This window comes from Amnibacterium kyonggiense, from assembly GCF_004364555.1.
Taxonomy (GTDB): Bacteria; Actinomycetota; Actinomycetes; order Actinomycetales; family Microbacteriaceae; genus Amnibacterium; species Amnibacterium kyonggiense.
Map to the genome: position 1 here is coordinate 83996 of NZ_SOAM01000003.1, position 15958 is coordinate 99953.

Genomic DNA, 15958 nt, shown 5'->3' on the forward strand with positions numbered 1-15958 from the left:
CCTGCCTTTCTGGGTCGGGCGTCCGAGAGGACGCCGGTGGAGGGTCGTGGTGCTCACTCGACGGCGGCGCGGCGGCGGCGACGGCGGATCCGGCCGGTCGTGTAGACGATCGCGGCGACGAGGATCAGGGCGCCCTGGAAGTAGTACTGGAACACCGTCCCGAGTCCGAGGAAGACCGTCGCGGACAGCACCTGCTGCAGCAGCAGCGCCCCGAGCAGCGGGCCGATGAAGGTGCCGCGGCCGCCGAGGAGGCTCGTGCCGCCGAGCACCACCGCGGTGATGCTCGTCAGCGTGAAGGCCGAGCCCTGGGTCGGGTCGCCGACGCCGTACTGGCCCATGAACATGAGCGCCGACAGGAACACGAGGGCCGCCGTGGCGACGTAGCCCAGCACGACCGTGCGGTCGACCGCGACGCCGACGGTGCGGGCCGCGACCTCGTCGCTGCCGGCCGCGCGGAGCCGCCAGCCCCAGCGCGTCCGCCGCAGCGCGAGCTCGAGGAGCACCGCGACCACGACGAGCACGATGAAGAACAGCGGGATCGGCCCGAAGCTCATGGTCACGAAGCTCTGGAAGTCCTGGCTGATGTAGCCGCCCTGCTCGGGGCGGAGGAGCAGCGCGAAGCCGCCGAGCGCGATGTACAGCGCGAGGGTCGCGGCGATCGGGGTGAAGCGCGCGCCGCGGATCAGTCCGCCGTTCACGAGACCGACGGCGATCGCGATGAGCAGCATCAGGCCGAGCCCGAGCAGCACCGTGCCCACCGGCTTGCCGTCGTTCACGAAGAAGGAGGCGACGACGACGAGGAATCCCGCGAGCGGACCGACGGAGAGGTCGATCCCGCCGGTCAGGAGGGCGATGTTCTGCCCCAGGGCGAGGAACCCGACCGCCGTCGCCGCGGTGAGGATCGTGACCAGGTTGAACGTCGAGAGGAACGCGCCGTTCTGCGCGGCGATGAATGCGCCGAGCACGACGATGAGCGCCGCGACGAGCACGCTCGGGGCGAAGTCGCTCTGCACGAAGCGGCGGAGCCCGGTCGGGTGCTCGGGGCGCAGTGCCTCCGGCGTCGCGATCGCGGTCGCCTTCGAGCCGACCGCGGCGCTGACCATCCGCTCCTCGGTGATGTCGTCGCCCTCGAGCGTCGCGACGACCTGGCCGCGCGACATCACGAGCACCTGGTCGCAGAGCCCCTCCAGCTCCTTCGTGTCCGAGGACGCGACGACGACGGGGATCCCGCGGCTCGAGGCCTCGCGGAGGATGCCGTAGATCTCGGCGCGCGCGCCGACGTCGACGCCCTGGGTCGGCTCGTCCGCGATGAGCAGGACGGGGTCGGAGAGCAGGGCGCGCGAGATCACGACCTTCTGCTGATTGCCGCCGGACAGCGCGCCGACCGGCGCGTCCATCGACGGCGCCTTGACCGCGAGGGATCGGAGGGAGCCGCCGACGGTCTCGACCTCGCGCGGGCGGCGCAGCAGCGGGCCGGCGGTGAAGGACTTCAGCGCGCTGATCGCCGCGTTCTCCCGGACGGAGAGGCTCATGGCGAGGCCCTCGCCGTGCCGGTCGGACGGCATGTAGGCCGCGCGCCGCAGCAGCTCCCGGCCGGAGCGGGCGGTGCCGCCGACCCGGACCTCGCCGTCGAACTGCTCGAGCCCCGCGAGCGCGCGGAGCAGGTCGGTCTGCCCGTTGCCGACGACGCCGGCGATGCCGACGATCGCGCCGCGGCGCACCTTCGCGTCGATCCCGGCGAACCCGGGCCCGCTCAGGCCGACGAGCTCGAGGTCGTGGCCGAACGCCTCGTCCGCCGCCGCCCCGAGCTTCGGGGGGAACGTCGAGTCGAGCTTGCGGCCGACGATGAGGGAGAGCAGCTCGTCGTCCGTCACGTCGGCGACGAGGGCCGTGCCGCGGGTGCGGCCGTCCCGGAGCACGGTGACGCGGTCCGCGAGCTCGCGCACCTCCGCCATCCGGTGCGTGATGTAGACGACCGAGGTCCCCCGGCCGACCGCGTCGCGCACGAGGGAGAAGAAGTGGCGGACGGCGTCGTCGCCGAGCGGCGCCGTCGGCTCGTCGAGGATCAGCACCCGGGGCTCGACCGCGAACGCCTTCGCGATCTCGAGCAGGTGGCGCTGCGCGACCGTCATCAGCTCGACGCGGTCGCGGAGGTCGACGTCGAGGCCGACGCGCTCGAGGATGCGCCGCGCAGACGCGGCGCGGCCGCCCTCGCCCTTCAGCACGGAGGCCGGCAGCGCGACCTCGAGGTTCTCGAGGACCGTGAGGTCCGGCAGCACGGCGGGGTGCTGGTGGACGATGGCGATGCCGTGCGCCGCGGCGGACCGCGGGCTCAGCGCGCCGACGTCCTCCCCCGCGACGAGGATCGTGCCCGCGTCGGGCTGCGTGCCGCCCGTCGCGACGTTCATGAGCGTGGACTTGCCCGCGCCGTTCTCGCCGAGGATCGCGTGCACCTCGCCGGCGGCGATCTCCACCGACACGTCGCTGAGCGCGGCGACGCCGCCGTAGGTCTTCGTGATGCCGCGCATCGCGAGCGTCGCAGGGGCCGTCGCGACCGCTGCGCGCTCCGGGAGCGTCTCGTTCATTTCGGTGGTGCCTTCCGCCGTCGATCCGAGACCGGCCCGGCGACGCGTCAGCGCCGCCGGGCCGGTCCGCCGTCACTTGCCGAGCTTCGCCTGCTCCTCGCCCGGCATCTGGGCGGAGAGGTAGACGTCACCGGGCAGGTCGCTCTTGCACTGCACGGGCTTGGACGAGTCGGTCGAGTCCTCGAAGACCGGGCCCTTGAAGGAGTCCGCGGTCGGGATCTTCCCGCCGGTCGCCTTCGCGATGGCGTAGTCGACGGCCAGCCGGACGTTGTCGTTGCCCGTCGCGACGGTCATCAGCGGGAACTCGCGTCCGGCGTCCTTCTGCTGCTGCCAGAAGCAGGCGAGGGAGTTGCCGTCGGAGGTCGCGAGCGCCGGGATCTTCTTGCCGTTCTTCGTGAAGAGCGGCAGGGAGGACACGAGCGTCGGGCCGAAGTCGGAGACGATCACGTCGATCTTCGGGTTCTTGGCGATCGCGGCGGAGAGCAGGGTCTGCGTCAGCGTCGGGTCCCAGTTCGTCGGCACGAACGGGGTCTGCTGCACGAAGGTGTACTTCGACCCCAGGTCCTCCTTGAGCGCGTTGTACTCCGTCACGCTCTGGCTGTTGCCCGCGGGGCCGCCCATGAACAGGATGTTGCCGCCGTTCGGCACGACCTTCTTGATCCACGTCGCCCAGTTGTGGCCGTCGTTGGCGAAGTCGTCGCCGATCCACTTGTCGTAGTTCACGCCGGCCTTGCCGCCCGGGTCGACGCGGTACGGCACCGTGACGACGCCGGCCTTGTAGGCCGAGGTCAGGGCCGGGAGGACCGCCTTGCCCGCGTCCGGGAAGACGACCATCGCGTTCACGCCGCGGGACGCCATGCCCTTGATGTCGGAGATCGCCTTCGAGGTGTTGCCCTGGCCGTCGGCGTACAGGAACTTCGTCACGCTCGGGCACTTGGCCGCCTCGGCCCTGCCGGACGCGGTGGTGACGAGGCGCCAGCTGTTGCCGCCGAAGCCGTCGAGCAGCGCGAAGGTGATCTTCTTCGTGCCGCACCACGAGGGTGCGCCGGCGACGTGGGTGACCTTCCCGTCGCCGCCGCCGCCGGCGCCGCTCGTCGTGCCGCTGCAGCCGGACAGGATCAGGGACACCGCCGCGAGCGCTGCCGCGGCGAAGCCGTACTTGGTGCGAGGTCTCATGTGATGCTCCTCCTGATGGATCGCGACGCCTCTGTCGCGCTGTCCCGCCGCGTGCGCGGCCGGGAAGTCTTCGGGGTCATGCCGGTGCGGGCGCGGCGCGGCGGCGTCGCCCGGTGACGCGGCGCAGGATGCCCGCCCAGTCGACGGTGTAGAGCGAGACGCCGACGGCCAGCGCGGCCGCCTGCACGATCGTCTGGATGGCGGTCGAGACGCCGAGCGCGAGCACGAACTGGACGAGCTGCTGCAGGAACACGGCGCCGATGACGGTGGCGACCGGGTAGCCGCGGCCGCCGAGCAGCGAGGTGCCGCCGAGCACGACGACCGCGACCGAGATCAGCAGGAAGCTGTCGCCGCTGTACGCGCTCGGCTGCGCCGTGATGCCGGCGATCATGACCCCGGCGAGGCCGTAGAGCACGGCCGCCCAGACGTAGGCCGAGGTCTGGTGGAGCCGGGCCCGCAGGCCGACCGCCCGGGCCGCGCGGGGGTTCGCGCCGATGAACTCGAAGCGCCGCCCCGGGACCGTGCGGCGCACCAGCACGATCACCAGCACGAGCGCGGCGACGGCGAAGAACACCGAGGACGGGATCCCGAGCACGCTCGTCGTCATCACGGTCTGCAGGGCGTTCGTGGTGATCCGGGGGCGTCCGCCGGAGATGCCGAGGTTGACGCCGTAGAGGAGCGCGTTGGTGCCGAGCGTCGCGATGATCGGGTTCAGGCCGAGGCCGCCGATCAGGAGCCCGTTCGCGAGCCCACCGAGGACGACGAGCCCGAAGGCGAGCAGCACGGCCGGCAGCAGCAGCGAGTCGTCCTGGTCGGGGATGTGCGTCACCGTGACGACCGCGAGCGACATGGCGCCGGCGACGGAGAGGTCGATGCCGCCCTGCTGGACGACGAGCATCTGGCCGAGCCCGGCCACCGCGAGGACGGCCGCGATCGGCAGCATGCCCTGAAGCGCGTCAGAGGAGACGCTCGACGGCGCGAAGAGGACGCAGACGAGGAAGAGCAGCGCGGTGGCCACCACGATGGTGACGAGGCCCTTGGAGACGGCGAACCGGGCGCTGCCCAGCACCGGTCGTTCCTGCTCCGTCGTCGTCGACATGCGCACTCTCTCCGCGTTCATCCGTACCGCTGTGTAGCGGATGTGTTGAGTGTGACTGTACAAAGGGAGCGGGTCGCGCACAACCGAGCAGGCCCGTGTCCAGCAGGAGTTATCGGTTCGTCACCAATCGCGGCGCACCGATGCAGGAGGTCCGCGTGGCCCAGCTCGATCCCGCCGTCCGCGACTACGACGAGGGCGGCTCGGGCGAGGAGGTCACCCTCCGCGCGAACGAGGCCGCCTGGCGCGTGCGCCGCTTCGCCCCGCACGTCCTGACCGGCGTGGAGCGCGCGGTGACGGAGGTCGACCTCCTCGGCGCGCGCCTGGCGGCGCCGGTCCTCGTCGCCCCCACGGCGCTGCACGGCCTCGTGCACCCGGACGGCGAGGTCGCGACGGCCCGCGGCGCGGCGGCCGCGGGCTGCGGGTTCGTCCTCTCGACGCGGACCTCGGTGCCGATCGAGGACGTCGCCGCCGCGGCCGGACCCTGGTGGTTCCAGGTCTACGCGATGCGCGACCGCGCGCTCACGCTCGACCTCGTCGCGGCCGCCGCGACATCCGGCGCTGCGGCGGTCGTCCTGACCGGCGACACGCCCGTCGTCGCCCCGAAGCGCCGCCCCACCCCGGGCGTCGACCCGGCGGCGGCGCATCTCGCCGGGCTCCGGGCGCGGACGGGACGGGACCTCACCGCCGTGGACGTCGAGCAGGACCCGTCGGCCGGCACGGACCTGATCCGCGAGCTCGGCCGGGTCGCCGGCCTCCCGGTGCTCGTGAAGGGCGTGCTGCGCGCGGACGACGCCGCCCGCTGCCTGGACGCGGGGGCCGCCGGCGTGATCGTCTCGAACCACGGCGGCCGCCAGCTCGACCGGGCCGTGGCGACCGCCGAGGCGCTGCCCGGCGTCGTCGCCGCGGTCGGCGGCGCCGCTCCCGTCCTCGTCGACGGCGGGATCCGGACGGGCGCCGACGTGCTCGTCGCCCTCGCGCTCGGCGCGGACGCGGTGCTGGTCGGACGCCCCGCGCTGCGGGCGCTCGCAGCGGGCGGTGCGGACGGGGTCGCGCGGATGCTCAGGACACTGCGCGAGGAGCTCGCGCTCGCGATGGTGCTCGCCGGCGTCCCGGCGGTGACCCGTCCGTTCCCGGACGTCCTCCACCGCTGAGGCGGCCCAGCGCGTTCATCTCCACTTCACAGCGCCGAGGCCGACGCACCTGCACCCGGTCTGAACCCGTGCGCCGATCGGCCCGCTCTCAGCGGCGGCTCCGGTTCCGCACGGCAGGGTTCGGGATGTGAGCAGCCCGACCGCCGCCGTCGCCACCTCGTACCTGCACGCCGACGAGCCGACGCGCACGCACCGCCACGGCTGGTGGTGGAAGTCGCTGCTCGCCGGCGCGCTGCTGTGGCTCGTCACGATCGTCGTCACGATCGCGACGCGCAATGCGAACCTGGTCCCGACGCTGATCCTGCTCGGCAGCTTCCTCGTGCCGTTCTCCGTCGTCCTCTTCGCGGCGGAGCGGATCAGCACCGCCTTCCCGGTGACCTCGCTCATGCTCGCGTTCTTCGTCGGCGGCGTGCTCGGGGTGCTCGGCGCCTCGGTGCTCGAGGCGCCGCTGGCCTCCGGCGGGCTCGGCGGCTTCCTGCTCGTGGGCCTCATCGAGGAGCTCGTGAAGGGCGTGCTCGTCGTCGTGATCGGCCGGCACCTGGTGCCCAAGACGGCGCGGCAGGGCGCGCTGCTCGGCGCCACCGTCGGCGCGGGCTTCGCGGCGTTCGAGTCCGCCGGCTACGCGTTCAACGCGGCGCTCGGGCGGGGCGGGATCGACCTGCTCGGGCTGCTCCAGACGGAGGCCGTGCGCTCGGTGCTCACCCCGCTCGGGCACGTGCTCTGGACCGCGGTGCTCGGCGCCGCACTGTTCGCCGCCTCCCGCGACGGCCGCCGCTACCGGTTCGCCGTCGGCGTGGTGCTCGCGTACCTGCTCGTCGCCGTGCTCCACGGGCTCTGGGACGCGATGGGCGGCATCAGCACGATCATCGCCATCGTGGCGACCGGCAACGCCGTGCCCGCGTTCGAGTACGACACGCTGCGGCCGGGTACGCAGGGCGAGGTCGGCGGGATCTCGAACGGCGTCTACGTGCTGGGGCTCGGCGTCGTCTCGGTGCTCGGCGGCCTCACCCTCCGCGGCATCGTGCGCCACCACCGCCCGCGCGACCGCGCGATGTCCGAGCAGCACGCCGCCTGACGCGACCCGCCTCCGCCGCGCCGCGCCGCAGGTCCTGCGCGACGCGCCGCCGCCACGGCCCGCCGACTCGGCGTGCCGTCCAAGAACTGCGGATCCGCGGAGGACGTGCGGATCCGCGCGGGCTTCAGTTCGCGGTGATCTTCGCCGGGTTCAGGTTGCGGCCGGGGTCCGTCGCGGCGAACAGCCCCTCCAGGACGTCGATCCCCGGCTCCGACAGCACGTCGGGCAGCCACGGGGCGTGCTCGACGCCGATGCCGTGGTGGTGGCTCGGAACGCCGCCGAGGTCGATGAACGCCTGCTGGATCGCCTGCTTCACGACGTCGTACTCGGCCTCCGGGTCGTCTCCCATCACGAACGCGAACGTGAAGTACAGGCACGCGCCCGAGTGGTACGAGTGCGACAGGTGGCTCATGATCCAGCCCTTGCGGCCGAGCGACTCGTACGCCGCCTCCGCCGCCGCGATCACGCCGTCGTGCATCCGGTCGAGGCCGGTCCACGGCACGCTCGTCTCCGACACGTCGCCCGCGGTGCCGCGGTCGAGCAGGAAGTCGCGCAGGTACGGGGTGTCGAACTTCTTCTGGTCGTAGAGCACGCCCGGGCCGGTGCCGACCGAGATGCCGCCGTTGCGCTTGACGATCCTCTCGACCGCGCGGCGCTGCTTCGCCACGTGCGCGGGCTCGCCCTCGTACCCGATGAACGAGAGGCACATCTCGTCGAGGTTCCAGCCGCGGCGCTGCAGGAACGCGAAGAGCGCCTTCTGGGCGAACGCGCCGAAGCCCTTCGACTCCTTCGACGTCGAGAGCGAGAAGCCCGTCTCCCGCCCGTCGGAGACGCGTGTGATCGCGGGGTGCACGTCGCTCGCGGCGATCTGGCGCATGGCCTTGGTGCCGGCGCGCCAGTTCGGGAAGAAGTAGGCGTGGATGCTGCGCTTCGCGGGCACCCGGTGCACCTGCACCACGGCCTCCGTGATCACGCCGAGCCGGCCCTCGCTGCCGAGGATCATCTCCCGCACGCTCGGTCCCGTGGAGGCCGACGGGGTCGCGCGCAGGTCGAGCAGGCCGCCGGGCCGCGCGACCCGCATGCCCCGGGCGATGTCGGCGATGTCGCCGTACTTGTCCGACTGCATGCCGGAGGACCGCGTGGCGATCCAGCCTCCGAGGCTCGAGTGCGTGAACGAGTCCGGGAAGTGCCCGATCGTCCAGCCGCGCGCGTTCAGCTGCGCCTCGAGCGACGGGCCGAGCACGCCGGCCTGCACCCGGGCGAGCCCGGAGCCCTCGTCGACGTCGAGCACGCGGTCGAGCAGGCCGAGGTCCACCGAGACGACGGGCCGCGACTCCCCCGGCATCGGCTCGAGGGAGCCGGCGATGTTGCTGCCGCCGCCGAACGGGATCAGCACCGCGTCGTGCGCCACGACCGCGTCGACGACCGCCTGGACCGCCGCCTCGTCGGCCGGGTACACGACGAGGTCGGGCACGCGGGGCAGGCGCCCGGCGCGCACCTTGATCAGGTCGCGGATGCTCTTGCCGTAGGTGTGCACGACGCGGTCGAGGTCGTCGTCGGCGACGCGGTCGGCGCCGACGGCCGCGCCCATCGCCTCGCGCAGCGGGGCGTCGGCGATCGACGCGGGCACGTCGAGGGCGGCGAAGTCCGGCTGCTCGAGCGGCGAGGAGGCGTGCAGGTCGAGCCCGACGGCCTTCAGCACGAACGGCGCGAACGCCGGCTTGTCCTCGAAGTGGAAGGCGACGCCGGGGACGCCCCAGCCCCACCACTTCATGTGCGCGACCCCCTGGTCGCGGACCGCCGCCGCGTCCTCGCGGTCGGCGTCGGTCGGGGTGACGAGATCGGTCATCGTGGTCCTCCGGACGTGGTTCGGCCCCTCGACAGGACGGCGGGCGCGTGCTCGTCGTGCAGCCGCTGCACCTCGCCGCGGACGCGGCGCATGTACTCGGTCGGCGTCTCGCCCGTCTGCGCGAACACCGGGTCGCCGAAGACGACGGCGACCGGGGGCCTGCCCGCCTTCGGCCATTTGGAGCCGCGCGGGTGCGCGGCGTGGGCGCCGATGATCGCGACGGGCAGCATCGGGACGTTCGACTGGCTCGCGAGCGCCGCCGCGCCGACCTTGAACTGCCCGATCTTCCCGGTCCGGCTCCGCGTGCCCTCCGGGAAGATGATCAGCGGGACGCCGCGGGCGAGCAGCGATCGCGCCTCGGACGCCGGTCGGTTGATGCCCGCGCGGTGAATCGGGAACGCATTGAAGAAGAGCGCCGTCAGGCCCTTCCGCCAGCGCACGTCGAAGAAGTAGTCGGCCGCGGCGCCCACCGAGATGTAGCGGGCGAGCCGTCGCGGCAGCGTCGTGCAGAGCAGCGGCGCGTCGAGGTGGCTCGTGTGGTTCGCGACGACGACGAAGGCGCCGCGGAGGTCGCTGAGGCGCTCGCGCCCGAGGATCCGGACGCGCACGACGGAGCGCACCACGCCGCCGAGCAGCACCCGCTGCGCGACCCAGCGCGCGGCGGCCATCGGCTTCGAGGTGTATCGATCGAACCGCACGGCGGGGGGTTCGGAGCCGACGGGTCGCTTGGTCGTCACCCGCGTCGTCACTCGGGAAGGCTACTGCGGCGACGGCCGCTCAGCGCCTTCGAGACGCGGCGGACGCCGGAGCGCGGCCCATGCCGGACGAGGAACATGAGGGCTTTGTACCGCGCGCTCGGGGTCGAGACCACGCGGCCGCGGGACAGATCGCGCAACGCGGCCGCCACGAGGTCGTCGGCGTCCAGCCAGAGCGCGCTCGGCATCGACGAGCCCGAGATGCCCGCGCGAGCATGGAACTCCGTGCGCACCCAGCCGGGCTCCAGCGCCATCGCGGTCACGCCGGTGCCCGCGAGCTCGTTCGACAGCCCCTCGGTGAAGACGGTCACCCAGGCCTTGATCGCCGAGTACGCGCCCATCGTGATCCGGCCCGCCGTGGACCCGACGTTGACGATGCGCCCTCGGCCGCGCTGCACCATCGCCCGGCCGGCGGCCCCTGACAGCACCTGCACCGCGCGGACCATCACCTCGAACGCGCGGTCGTGCGCCTCCTGGTCCGTCGACAGCAGCGGCGCGCGGACGGAGAACCCGGCGTTGTTCACCAGGAGGTCGACCGGCCGGTCCTGCTCCTCGAGCCGCGCGGCGACGCGGGTCACGTCCGCCCGGTCGGCGAGATCGGCGCGGAGCACCTCCACGGCGCGCCCCGCCGCGCGGTACCGGGCGGCCTCGGCGTCGAGGCGGGCCTCGTCGCGGGCCACGAGGACGAGATCCCAGCCACGGTCGGCGAGGGCCCGCGCGAAGGCCGCGCCGATGCCGCTCGTCGCCCCGGTCACGAGCGCGGTCGCCATTCCGCATACGATACGGACCCGATGACGAACACCGCCGGTGCCGGCACCGGCGCCGAACCCGAATCCCCCGTCGGACGCCTCTCCGGGCACGTGCTCCTGACGGGAGGGACGGGCTTCGTCGGCCAGGCCGTGCTCGAGCGTCTGCTCGTCTCCCATCCGGACACCCGGATCTCGATGCTCGTGCGCGGCAAGACCGGTCAGTCCGCGGCGGACCGCGTCCGCAAGCTGCTCTCGAAGCCGGTGTTCAAGCCGTGGCGGGAGGCCGTCGGCCGCGAGGAGGCGGCCCGGATCTTCGCCGAGCGCGTCACCGCCGTCGAGGGCTCGCTCGACGCGGTGCCCGAGCTGCCCGCCGACCTCGACGTCGTGATCCACTCCGCGTCGACCGTGTCCTTCGACCCGCCGATCGACGAGGCCTTCGCGACGAACGTCGGCGGCGCCTCCGGCATCTACTCGGCGCTGCGCGCCACCGGCGCCGATCCGCACGTCGTCCACGTCTCGACCTGCTACGTCGGCGGGATGCGCAAGGGCGTGCTGCCCGAGGCGTCGCTCGACCACGACGCGGACTGGCGCATCGAGTGGGAGGCGGCCGCGGCCGCCCGGCAGCGCGTCGAGCTCCGGAGCCGCGAGCCCGGCGTGCTGCGCGGCCTCATGCTCCGCGCCCGCGCCGAGCACGGCAAGGAGGGCCCGCGCGCGGTCGCCCGGGCCGCGGAGGACGCCCGCATCGACTGGGTGAAGAAGCGCCTCGTCACCGCCGGCCGCGCCCGAGCGCAGAGCCTCGGCTGGACCGACGTCTACACGCTCACGAAGGCGCTCGCCGAGCGCGCCGCGGAGGAGCTGTGGGGAGCGGAGCACCGCCTGTCCGTCGTGCGCCCGAGCGTCATCGAGAGCGCGCTCGAGCACCCGTTCCCCGGCTGGATCGACGGCTTCAAGGTCGCGGACCCGCTGATCATCGCCTTCGGCCGCGGGCAGCTGCCCGACTTCCCCGGCGTCCCCGACTCGGTGCTCGACATCATCCCGGTCGACTTCGTGGTGAACGCGATCCTCGCGGCGGCCGCCACCCCGCCGCCTGCGACCGAGCCGCGGTACCTGCACATCGCGTCCGGCGCGAGCAACCCGCTCCCGTTCCACGAGATGTACCGGAACGTGCACGAGTACTTCACGGCGAACCCGATCCCGGACACCCCCGGCGCCGAGCGGGTGCCCACGTGGCAGTTCCCCGGCGACCGCCGCGTCGAGCGCGCGATCCGTCGCGCCGAGGTCCTCGTCGGCGCCGCGAACACGACGCTCGACCGCCTGCCGTCCACCCCGCGTCTGCGCGAGTGGCAGCGCACGATGGGCCGTCGCGAGCGCGACGTGCACAGCCTGCGGCAGCTCTCCGACCTGTACCGCGCGTACGTCGGCACGGAGCTGATCTTCGACGACCGGAACGCGCGCACGCTGAACGCCCGCATCCCGGCCGATCGGCCCACGGAGGGCTTCGACGTCACGCGGATCGACTGGCGCGATTTCATGCAGCGGGTGCACGTGCCCGCCATCACGCAGCTCATGCGCGTGTTCTCGCGGGGCCGCGGCAGCACCGGCGCCCGCTCGACCGAGCCGAAGGCGCTCGAGCAGCGCACCGACGTCGTCGCCGTGTTCGACCTCGAGGGCACCGTCGTCGAGTCGAACATCGTGCAGCAGCGGCTCTGGGTGCTCCGCGCGCAGGGCGGCGAGGCGGCGGCGGCCGCGGAGGCGGGCTCGATCATCACGCGCCTCCCCTCGTACCTCGCGGCCGAGCGGCGCGACCGCGGCGAGTTCCTCCGCTCCTTCCTGCGGCGGTACGCGGGCATGCCGGCGTCGCGGCTCGAGGCGGCGGTGCGCGGCGGGTACACCGACCAGCTGGTCGCCCACACGAGCAGCGCGGCGCTGCAGCGGGTGCGCGAGCACCGGGCCGCCGGGCACCGAACGGTCCTCGTGACCGGGTCCATCGGCGTCCTCGCCGAGCCCCTCGCCGAGCTCTTCGACGAGGTGATCGCGGGGACCATGCACGAGGAGCAGGGCGTGCTGACCGGCTACCTCGGCGCACCGCCGCTCGTCGACGAGGCGCGGGGCGCCTGGCTGGCGCAGTACGCGGAGCGCGGCGGATACGACCTGGCCGCCTCCTACGCGTACGGCGACAGCGTCGCGGACCTGCCGTGGCTCTCGCTCGTGGGCAACGCGACCGCGGTGAACCCGGACGCGCGGCTCGCGCGGGCGGCGCTGAAGCGGCGGTGGCCGATCGTCGACTGGCCCCGCGGCGGGGTCGCCCGCACCGACCTCACGTCGTGACGGACGTCGTCGCGCGCCTGCGCGCGGCCGGCGTCGTGTTCGCCGAGGAGGAGGCCGGGCTGCTCGCCGAGGCGGCCTCGGGCCCGGAGCTGGACGCGCTCGTCGCGCGCCGGGCCGCGGGCGAACCGCTCGAGCCGCTGCTCGGCTGGGCGGCCTTCGACGGGCTGCGCGTGCCCGTGGACCCGCACGTCTTCGTGCCTCGGCGCCGGACGGAGCTGCTCGCCCGGCGCGCGGCCGACCGCGCCGCGGCGGGCGACGTCGTCCTCGACCTCTGCTGCGGCACCGGCGCGGTCGGGCTCGCGCTGGCGACCCGGGTGCCCGGCGTCGTCGTGCACGCCGCGGACGTCGACCCCGCCGCTGTGGCGAATGCGCGGCGCACGCTCGGTCCGGTCGGCGGCACGGTGTGGGAGGGCGACCTGTTCGGGGCGCTGCCCGAGCGCATGCGCGCCGGCTTCGCGGTGATCGCGGTGAACGCGCCCTACGTCCCATCCGACCGCATCGTGGACATGCCGCGGGAGGCGCGCGACTTCGAGCCGCGCGTGGCGCTCGACGGCGGCGGCGACGGGCTCGACCTGCACCGCCGGATCGCCGCCGAGGCGACGGCCTGGCTGGCGCCCGGCGGGGCACTGCTCATCGAGACCGGTCGGACGCAGGCCGCCTGGACGGCGCTGCTGCTCGAGGGCGCGGGCCTCCGCGCGGCCGTCGAGTCCGACGACGACGTGGACGGCACCGTCGCGATCGGCGTGCTTCCCCGCTGACGTCCCGGCCGGCATCGCTAGCGTTCCGGCATGACGGACGACGTGCGGCTCGGGGTCTGGGCGATGCTCGGCGAGCCGAGGACGTCGGCGGCGCTCGAGGCGGCCGGGTTCGACTGGGTGCTGCTCGACCAGCAGCACGGGCACTTCGACGACGCGGCCGTGCGCGCGACCTTCGCGCTCCGGCGTGAGCGCCGCGTGCCGGTGCTCGTGCGGCCGGTGACGAACCGCGTCGACGTCATCGGCCGGGCGCTCGACGCCGGTGCCGACGGCGTCGTCGTGCCGCTCGTCGAGAGCGCCGCGGAGGCGGAGGCCGCCGTCGCCGCCGCCCACCACCCGCCCCGCGGCCTCCGCAGCTTCGGGCCGCTGCCCGGCTCGGATCAGGCGGCGCGACCCTTCGTCGGCGTGATGGTCGAGACGGCGGCGGGCCTCGCCGCCGTCGACGCGATCGCCCGGACGCCGGACCTCGACCTCGTGTTCGTGGGCCCCTTCGACCTCGCGCAGAGCCTCGGCACGACCGTCGACGACCTGCTCGCGGACGACGCATCGGACGCGCCGCTGCGGCGGATCCTCGCCGCCTGCCGGGCGGCCGGCGTCCGCGCGGGCGCGTTCGGCGCGACCGAGCCGCGGGCGCGCCGGTTCCTCGAACTCGGCTTCACCGACGTCGTCGCGGCGCTCGACACCTCGGTGCTGGCCGAGGGCGCGGCGATCGCGGCCCGCGTCCGCGCCTGACGGGCTTCGCGGATCCGCAGTTCCTCCACGACACGCCGACGCTGGAGCACCGGACGCGGCGTGTCGGTCCGGGACTGCGGATCCGCGGACGTTCTGCGGATCCGGGAGGTCAGGCGGCGGCGAGCTTGGTCCGCAGCGCCTCGTCGGTCGGCTCGACGAGGTGCGAACCGTCCGCGAACAGGATCACGGGGATGTTCGGGCGGCCGCTGATCGACATCGCCTCGTCCGCGGCCTCCTTCGAGACCTCCACGTCGACGTACCGGTAGGCGACGCCCTCGCCGTCGAGCACGGCCTTGGACCGGCGGCAGTCGCGGCACCAGTCCGCGCCGTACAGGGTGATCTCGACGGAATCGCTCATCTCCCGAGCCTATGCCGGTCACGACCTGCCCTGAGTCCGGCCGCGGGGCTCCCGCCGCCGCCGGGACGGGGCTACCGTGAGCGCGGCTCGGGTCGACGACGACCGCAGGAGGTGCGTCCGGTGGTGGAGATGCGCGGTGCCCGCCCCCACCGCCGCCTCGTGGCGGAGTCCTGGGCGCGCGCCCGCGCGAGCCGCCTCGCACCCGACCGGGCCGAGCCGGGTCCGCCGCTCGAGGTCGACCGGCTCGAGGACGTCCGCGGCGCGCATCCGCTCGCCGCCGCTCTGCCGATCATCCGGTCGCTCCTCGTGCGGGACGCGGACGAGGACTCCGGCGTCGTCGTCGCGGTCGGCGACGCCGTCGGGCGGCTGCTCTGGGTGGAGGGCGACCCGGCACTGGTGCGCCGGGCGGAGGCGATGCGCTTCGTGCCCGGCGCGGACTGGTCCGAGCGCCGCGTCGGGACCTCCGCGCCCGGAACGGCGCTCGCCCTGGACCGGCCCGTGCAGATCGCCGGCGAGGAGCACTTCGCGGTGCAGGTGCAGCCGTGGAGCTGCACCGCCGTGCCCATCCACGACCTCCGCTCCCACGAGACGATCGGCGTCCTCGACATCACGGGCGGCCCGGACGTCGCCGCGCCGCGCTCCCTGGCGCTGCTCGAGGCGACGGCGGCCGCGGTCGAGCGGGAGCTGCTGCTGCAGCGCCTCACGCGCGGCGGCCGACGCCAGCGGAGGACGCCGGCACCCGCCCGCGCGCCGCGGCTGGCGGTCCTCGGGCAGGACCATGGCGCGCTGACCGCCGGCGGCCGGACCGTGCCGCTGTCGCTGCGGCACGCGGAGCTGCTGACGCTGCTCGCTTGGCACCGTGCCGGGCTGTCGGCCGAGCGACTCGCGGAGCTCGTGCACGGCAGGGCGGACGCCGTCGCGACCGTCCGGCCCGAGATGGTCCGCCTCCGGCACGTGCTCGAGGGCGTCGCGCCGTCCCTCGTCCCCGTCGCGCGGCCCTACCGGCTGCCCGTGCCGATCGACCTCGACGTGCGCCAGCTGCTCGCCCTGCTCGACCGCGGCGCGCACCGCGCGGCGCTCGAGGCCTACCGCGGCGAGGTGCTGCCCGGCTCCGTCGCGCCGGGCGTCGAGGCGATCCGCGCGGAGGTCGACGGCCGGCTCCGGGAGGCGTTGCTCGAGAGCGCCTCCCCCGCCCTGCTGCTGGCCTGGGCGGAGCGCTTCGCGCCGACGGATCCGGAGCCGCTGCTCACCGCGCTCCGTCTCCTCCCGGCCCGGTCGCCGAAGCGCGCCGGCGTCGTCGCGCGGCTCGACGCCCTGGGCTGACGGCCGCAACGGCGTGCAACGTC

At 74.2% G+C, this 15958-nt stretch carries 13 protein-coding genes; 6 read left to right on the forward strand and 7 right to left on the reverse strand.

Features of this window, described 5'->3' with window-relative positions:
- Nucleotides 1-53 precede the first annotated feature (53 nt).
- From CLV52_RS13580 to CLV52_RS13590, 3 genes are all read right to left on the reverse strand, one after another.
- The gene (locus CLV52_RS13580) at nucleotides 54-2585 is read right to left on the reverse strand and encodes an ATP-binding cassette domain-containing protein (RefSeq protein ID WP_133766920.1); all 2532 of its coding nucleotides are present in this window, start codon (nucleotides 2583-2585) and stop codon (nucleotides 54-56) included.
- Nucleotides 2586-2657: 72 nt separating this feature from the next.
- Nucleotides 2658-3761: a substrate-binding domain-containing protein gene (locus tag CLV52_RS13585; RefSeq protein WP_133766921.1), complete on the reverse strand. Its 1104-nt coding sequence runs from the start codon at nucleotides 3759-3761 to the stop codon at nucleotides 2658-2660.
- A 76-nt stretch (nucleotides 3762-3837) separates the two neighbouring features.
- On the reverse strand, nucleotides 3838-4860 hold the full coding sequence (locus tag CLV52_RS13590; RefSeq protein ID WP_133766922.1) for an ABC transporter permease: 1023 nt from the start codon (nucleotides 4858-4860) through the stop codon (nucleotides 3838-3840).
- A gap of 155 nt (nucleotides 4861-5015) precedes the next feature.
- Here CLV52_RS13590 and CLV52_RS13595 point away from each other — a divergent pair, with 155 nt between their 5' ends.
- Together CLV52_RS13595 and CLV52_RS13600 are read left to right on the forward strand one after the other, a co-directional pair.
- Nucleotides 5016-6011, forward strand: coding sequence for an alpha-hydroxy acid oxidase (locus tag CLV52_RS13595; RefSeq protein ID WP_246018138.1), 996 nt, complete (start codon nucleotides 5016-5018; stop codon nucleotides 6009-6011).
- A 127-nt stretch (nucleotides 6012-6138) separates the two neighbouring features.
- Nucleotides 6139-7086, forward strand: coding sequence for a PrsW family intramembrane metalloprotease (locus tag CLV52_RS13600; protein ID WP_211342705.1), 948 nt, complete (start codon nucleotides 6139-6141; stop codon nucleotides 7084-7086).
- A gap of 124 nt (nucleotides 7087-7210) precedes the next feature.
- On the opposite strand, the gene CLV52_RS13605 is transcribed toward CLV52_RS13600, so the two are convergent.
- From CLV52_RS13605 to CLV52_RS13615, 3 genes are read right to left on the reverse strand one after another with little or no spacing between them, the layout of a single operon-like run.
- Nucleotides 7211-8935, reverse strand: coding sequence for an FAD-binding oxidoreductase (locus tag CLV52_RS13605; RefSeq protein ID WP_133766924.1), 1725 nt, complete (start codon nucleotides 8933-8935; stop codon nucleotides 7211-7213).
- Nucleotides 8932-9684 (reverse strand): lysophospholipid acyltransferase family protein, encoded by a 753-nt coding sequence (locus CLV52_RS13610; protein ID WP_246018139.1) that lies wholly within the window; start codon nucleotides 9682-9684, stop codon nucleotides 8932-8934. Before CLV52_RS13610 ends, CLV52_RS13605 begins: the two co-directional genes overlap by 4 nt.
- Nucleotides 9681-10460, reverse strand: coding sequence for an SDR family NAD(P)-dependent oxidoreductase (locus CLV52_RS13615; protein ID WP_133766925.1), 780 nt, complete (start codon nucleotides 10458-10460; stop codon nucleotides 9681-9683). Before CLV52_RS13615 ends, CLV52_RS13610 begins: the two co-directional genes overlap by 4 nt.
- A 21-nt stretch (nucleotides 10461-10481) precedes the next feature.
- Here CLV52_RS13615 and CLV52_RS13620 point away from each other — a divergent pair, with 21 nt between their 5' ends.
- The 3 genes from CLV52_RS13620 to CLV52_RS13630 are packed head-to-tail and all read left to right on the forward strand — an operon-like array spanning nucleotide 10482 to nucleotide 14254.
- Nucleotides 10482-12767: an HAD-IB family phosphatase gene (locus tag CLV52_RS13620; protein ID WP_133766926.1), complete on the forward strand. Its 2286-nt coding sequence runs from the start codon at nucleotides 10482-10484 to the stop codon at nucleotides 12765-12767.
- On the forward strand, nucleotides 12764-13525 hold the full coding sequence (locus CLV52_RS13625; RefSeq protein ID WP_133766927.1) for a putative protein N(5)-glutamine methyltransferase: 762 nt from the start codon (nucleotides 12764-12766) through the stop codon (nucleotides 13523-13525). Before CLV52_RS13620 ends, CLV52_RS13625 begins: the two co-directional genes overlap by 4 nt.
- Before the next feature lie 30 nt (nucleotides 13526-13555).
- Complete coding sequence (locus tag CLV52_RS13630) at nucleotides 13556-14254, forward strand: HpcH/HpaI aldolase family protein (protein ID WP_133766928.1); 699 nt, start codon at nucleotides 13556-13558, stop codon at nucleotides 14252-14254.
- A 109-nt stretch (nucleotides 14255-14363) separates the two neighbouring features.
- Here the strand turns inward: CLV52_RS13630 and CLV52_RS13635 are convergent, their stop codons facing one another.
- Nucleotides 14364-14612, reverse strand: a complete 249-nt coding sequence (locus CLV52_RS13635; protein WP_133766929.1) for a glutaredoxin family protein — start codon at nucleotides 14610-14612, stop codon at nucleotides 14364-14366.
- Nucleotides 14613-14741: 129 nt separating this feature from the next.
- Here CLV52_RS13635 and CLV52_RS13640 point away from each other — a divergent pair, with 129 nt between their 5' ends.
- Nucleotides 14742-15935, forward strand: coding sequence for a GAF domain-containing protein (locus CLV52_RS13640; RefSeq protein WP_246018188.1), 1194 nt, complete (start codon nucleotides 14742-14744; stop codon nucleotides 15933-15935).
- Nucleotides 15936-15958: the final 23 nt, after the last annotated feature.

Excerpts from the sequence above, each read along its gene's own strand:
- CLV52_RS13590 (WP_133766922.1), bottom strand. The coding sequence starts at position 4,860 with ATGTCGACGACGACGGAGCAGGAACGACCGGTGCTGGGCAGCGCCCGG.
- CLV52_RS13580 (WP_133766920.1), bottom strand. The coding sequence starts at position 2,585 with ATGAACGAGACGCTCCCGGAGCGCGCAGCGGTCGCGACGGCCCCTGCG.
- CLV52_RS13630 (WP_133766928.1), top strand. The coding sequence starts at position 13,556 with ATGACGGACGACGTGCGGCTCGGGGTCTGGGCGATGCTCGGCGAGCCG.
- CLV52_RS13635 (WP_133766929.1), bottom strand. The coding sequence starts at position 14,612 with ATGAGCGATTCCGTCGAGATCACCCTGTACGGCGCGGACTGGTGCCGC.
- CLV52_RS13605 (WP_133766924.1), bottom strand. The coding sequence starts at position 8,935 with ATGACCGATCTCGTCACCCCGACCGACGCCGACCGCGAGGACGCGGCG.
- CLV52_RS13615 (WP_133766925.1), bottom strand. The coding sequence starts at position 10,460 with ATGGCGACCGCGCTCGTGACCGGGGCGACGAGCGGCATCGGCGCGGCC.
- CLV52_RS13640 (WP_246018188.1), top strand. The coding sequence starts at position 14,742 with ATGCGCGGTGCCCGCCCCCACCGCCGCCTCGTGGCGGAGTCCTGGGCG.
- CLV52_RS13585 (WP_133766921.1), bottom strand. The coding sequence starts at position 3,761 with ATGAGACCTCGCACCAAGTACGGCTTCGCCGCGGCAGCGCTCGCGGCG.
- CLV52_RS13620 (WP_133766926.1), top strand. The coding sequence starts at position 10,482 with ATGACGAACACCGCCGGTGCCGGCACCGGCGCCGAACCCGAATCCCCC.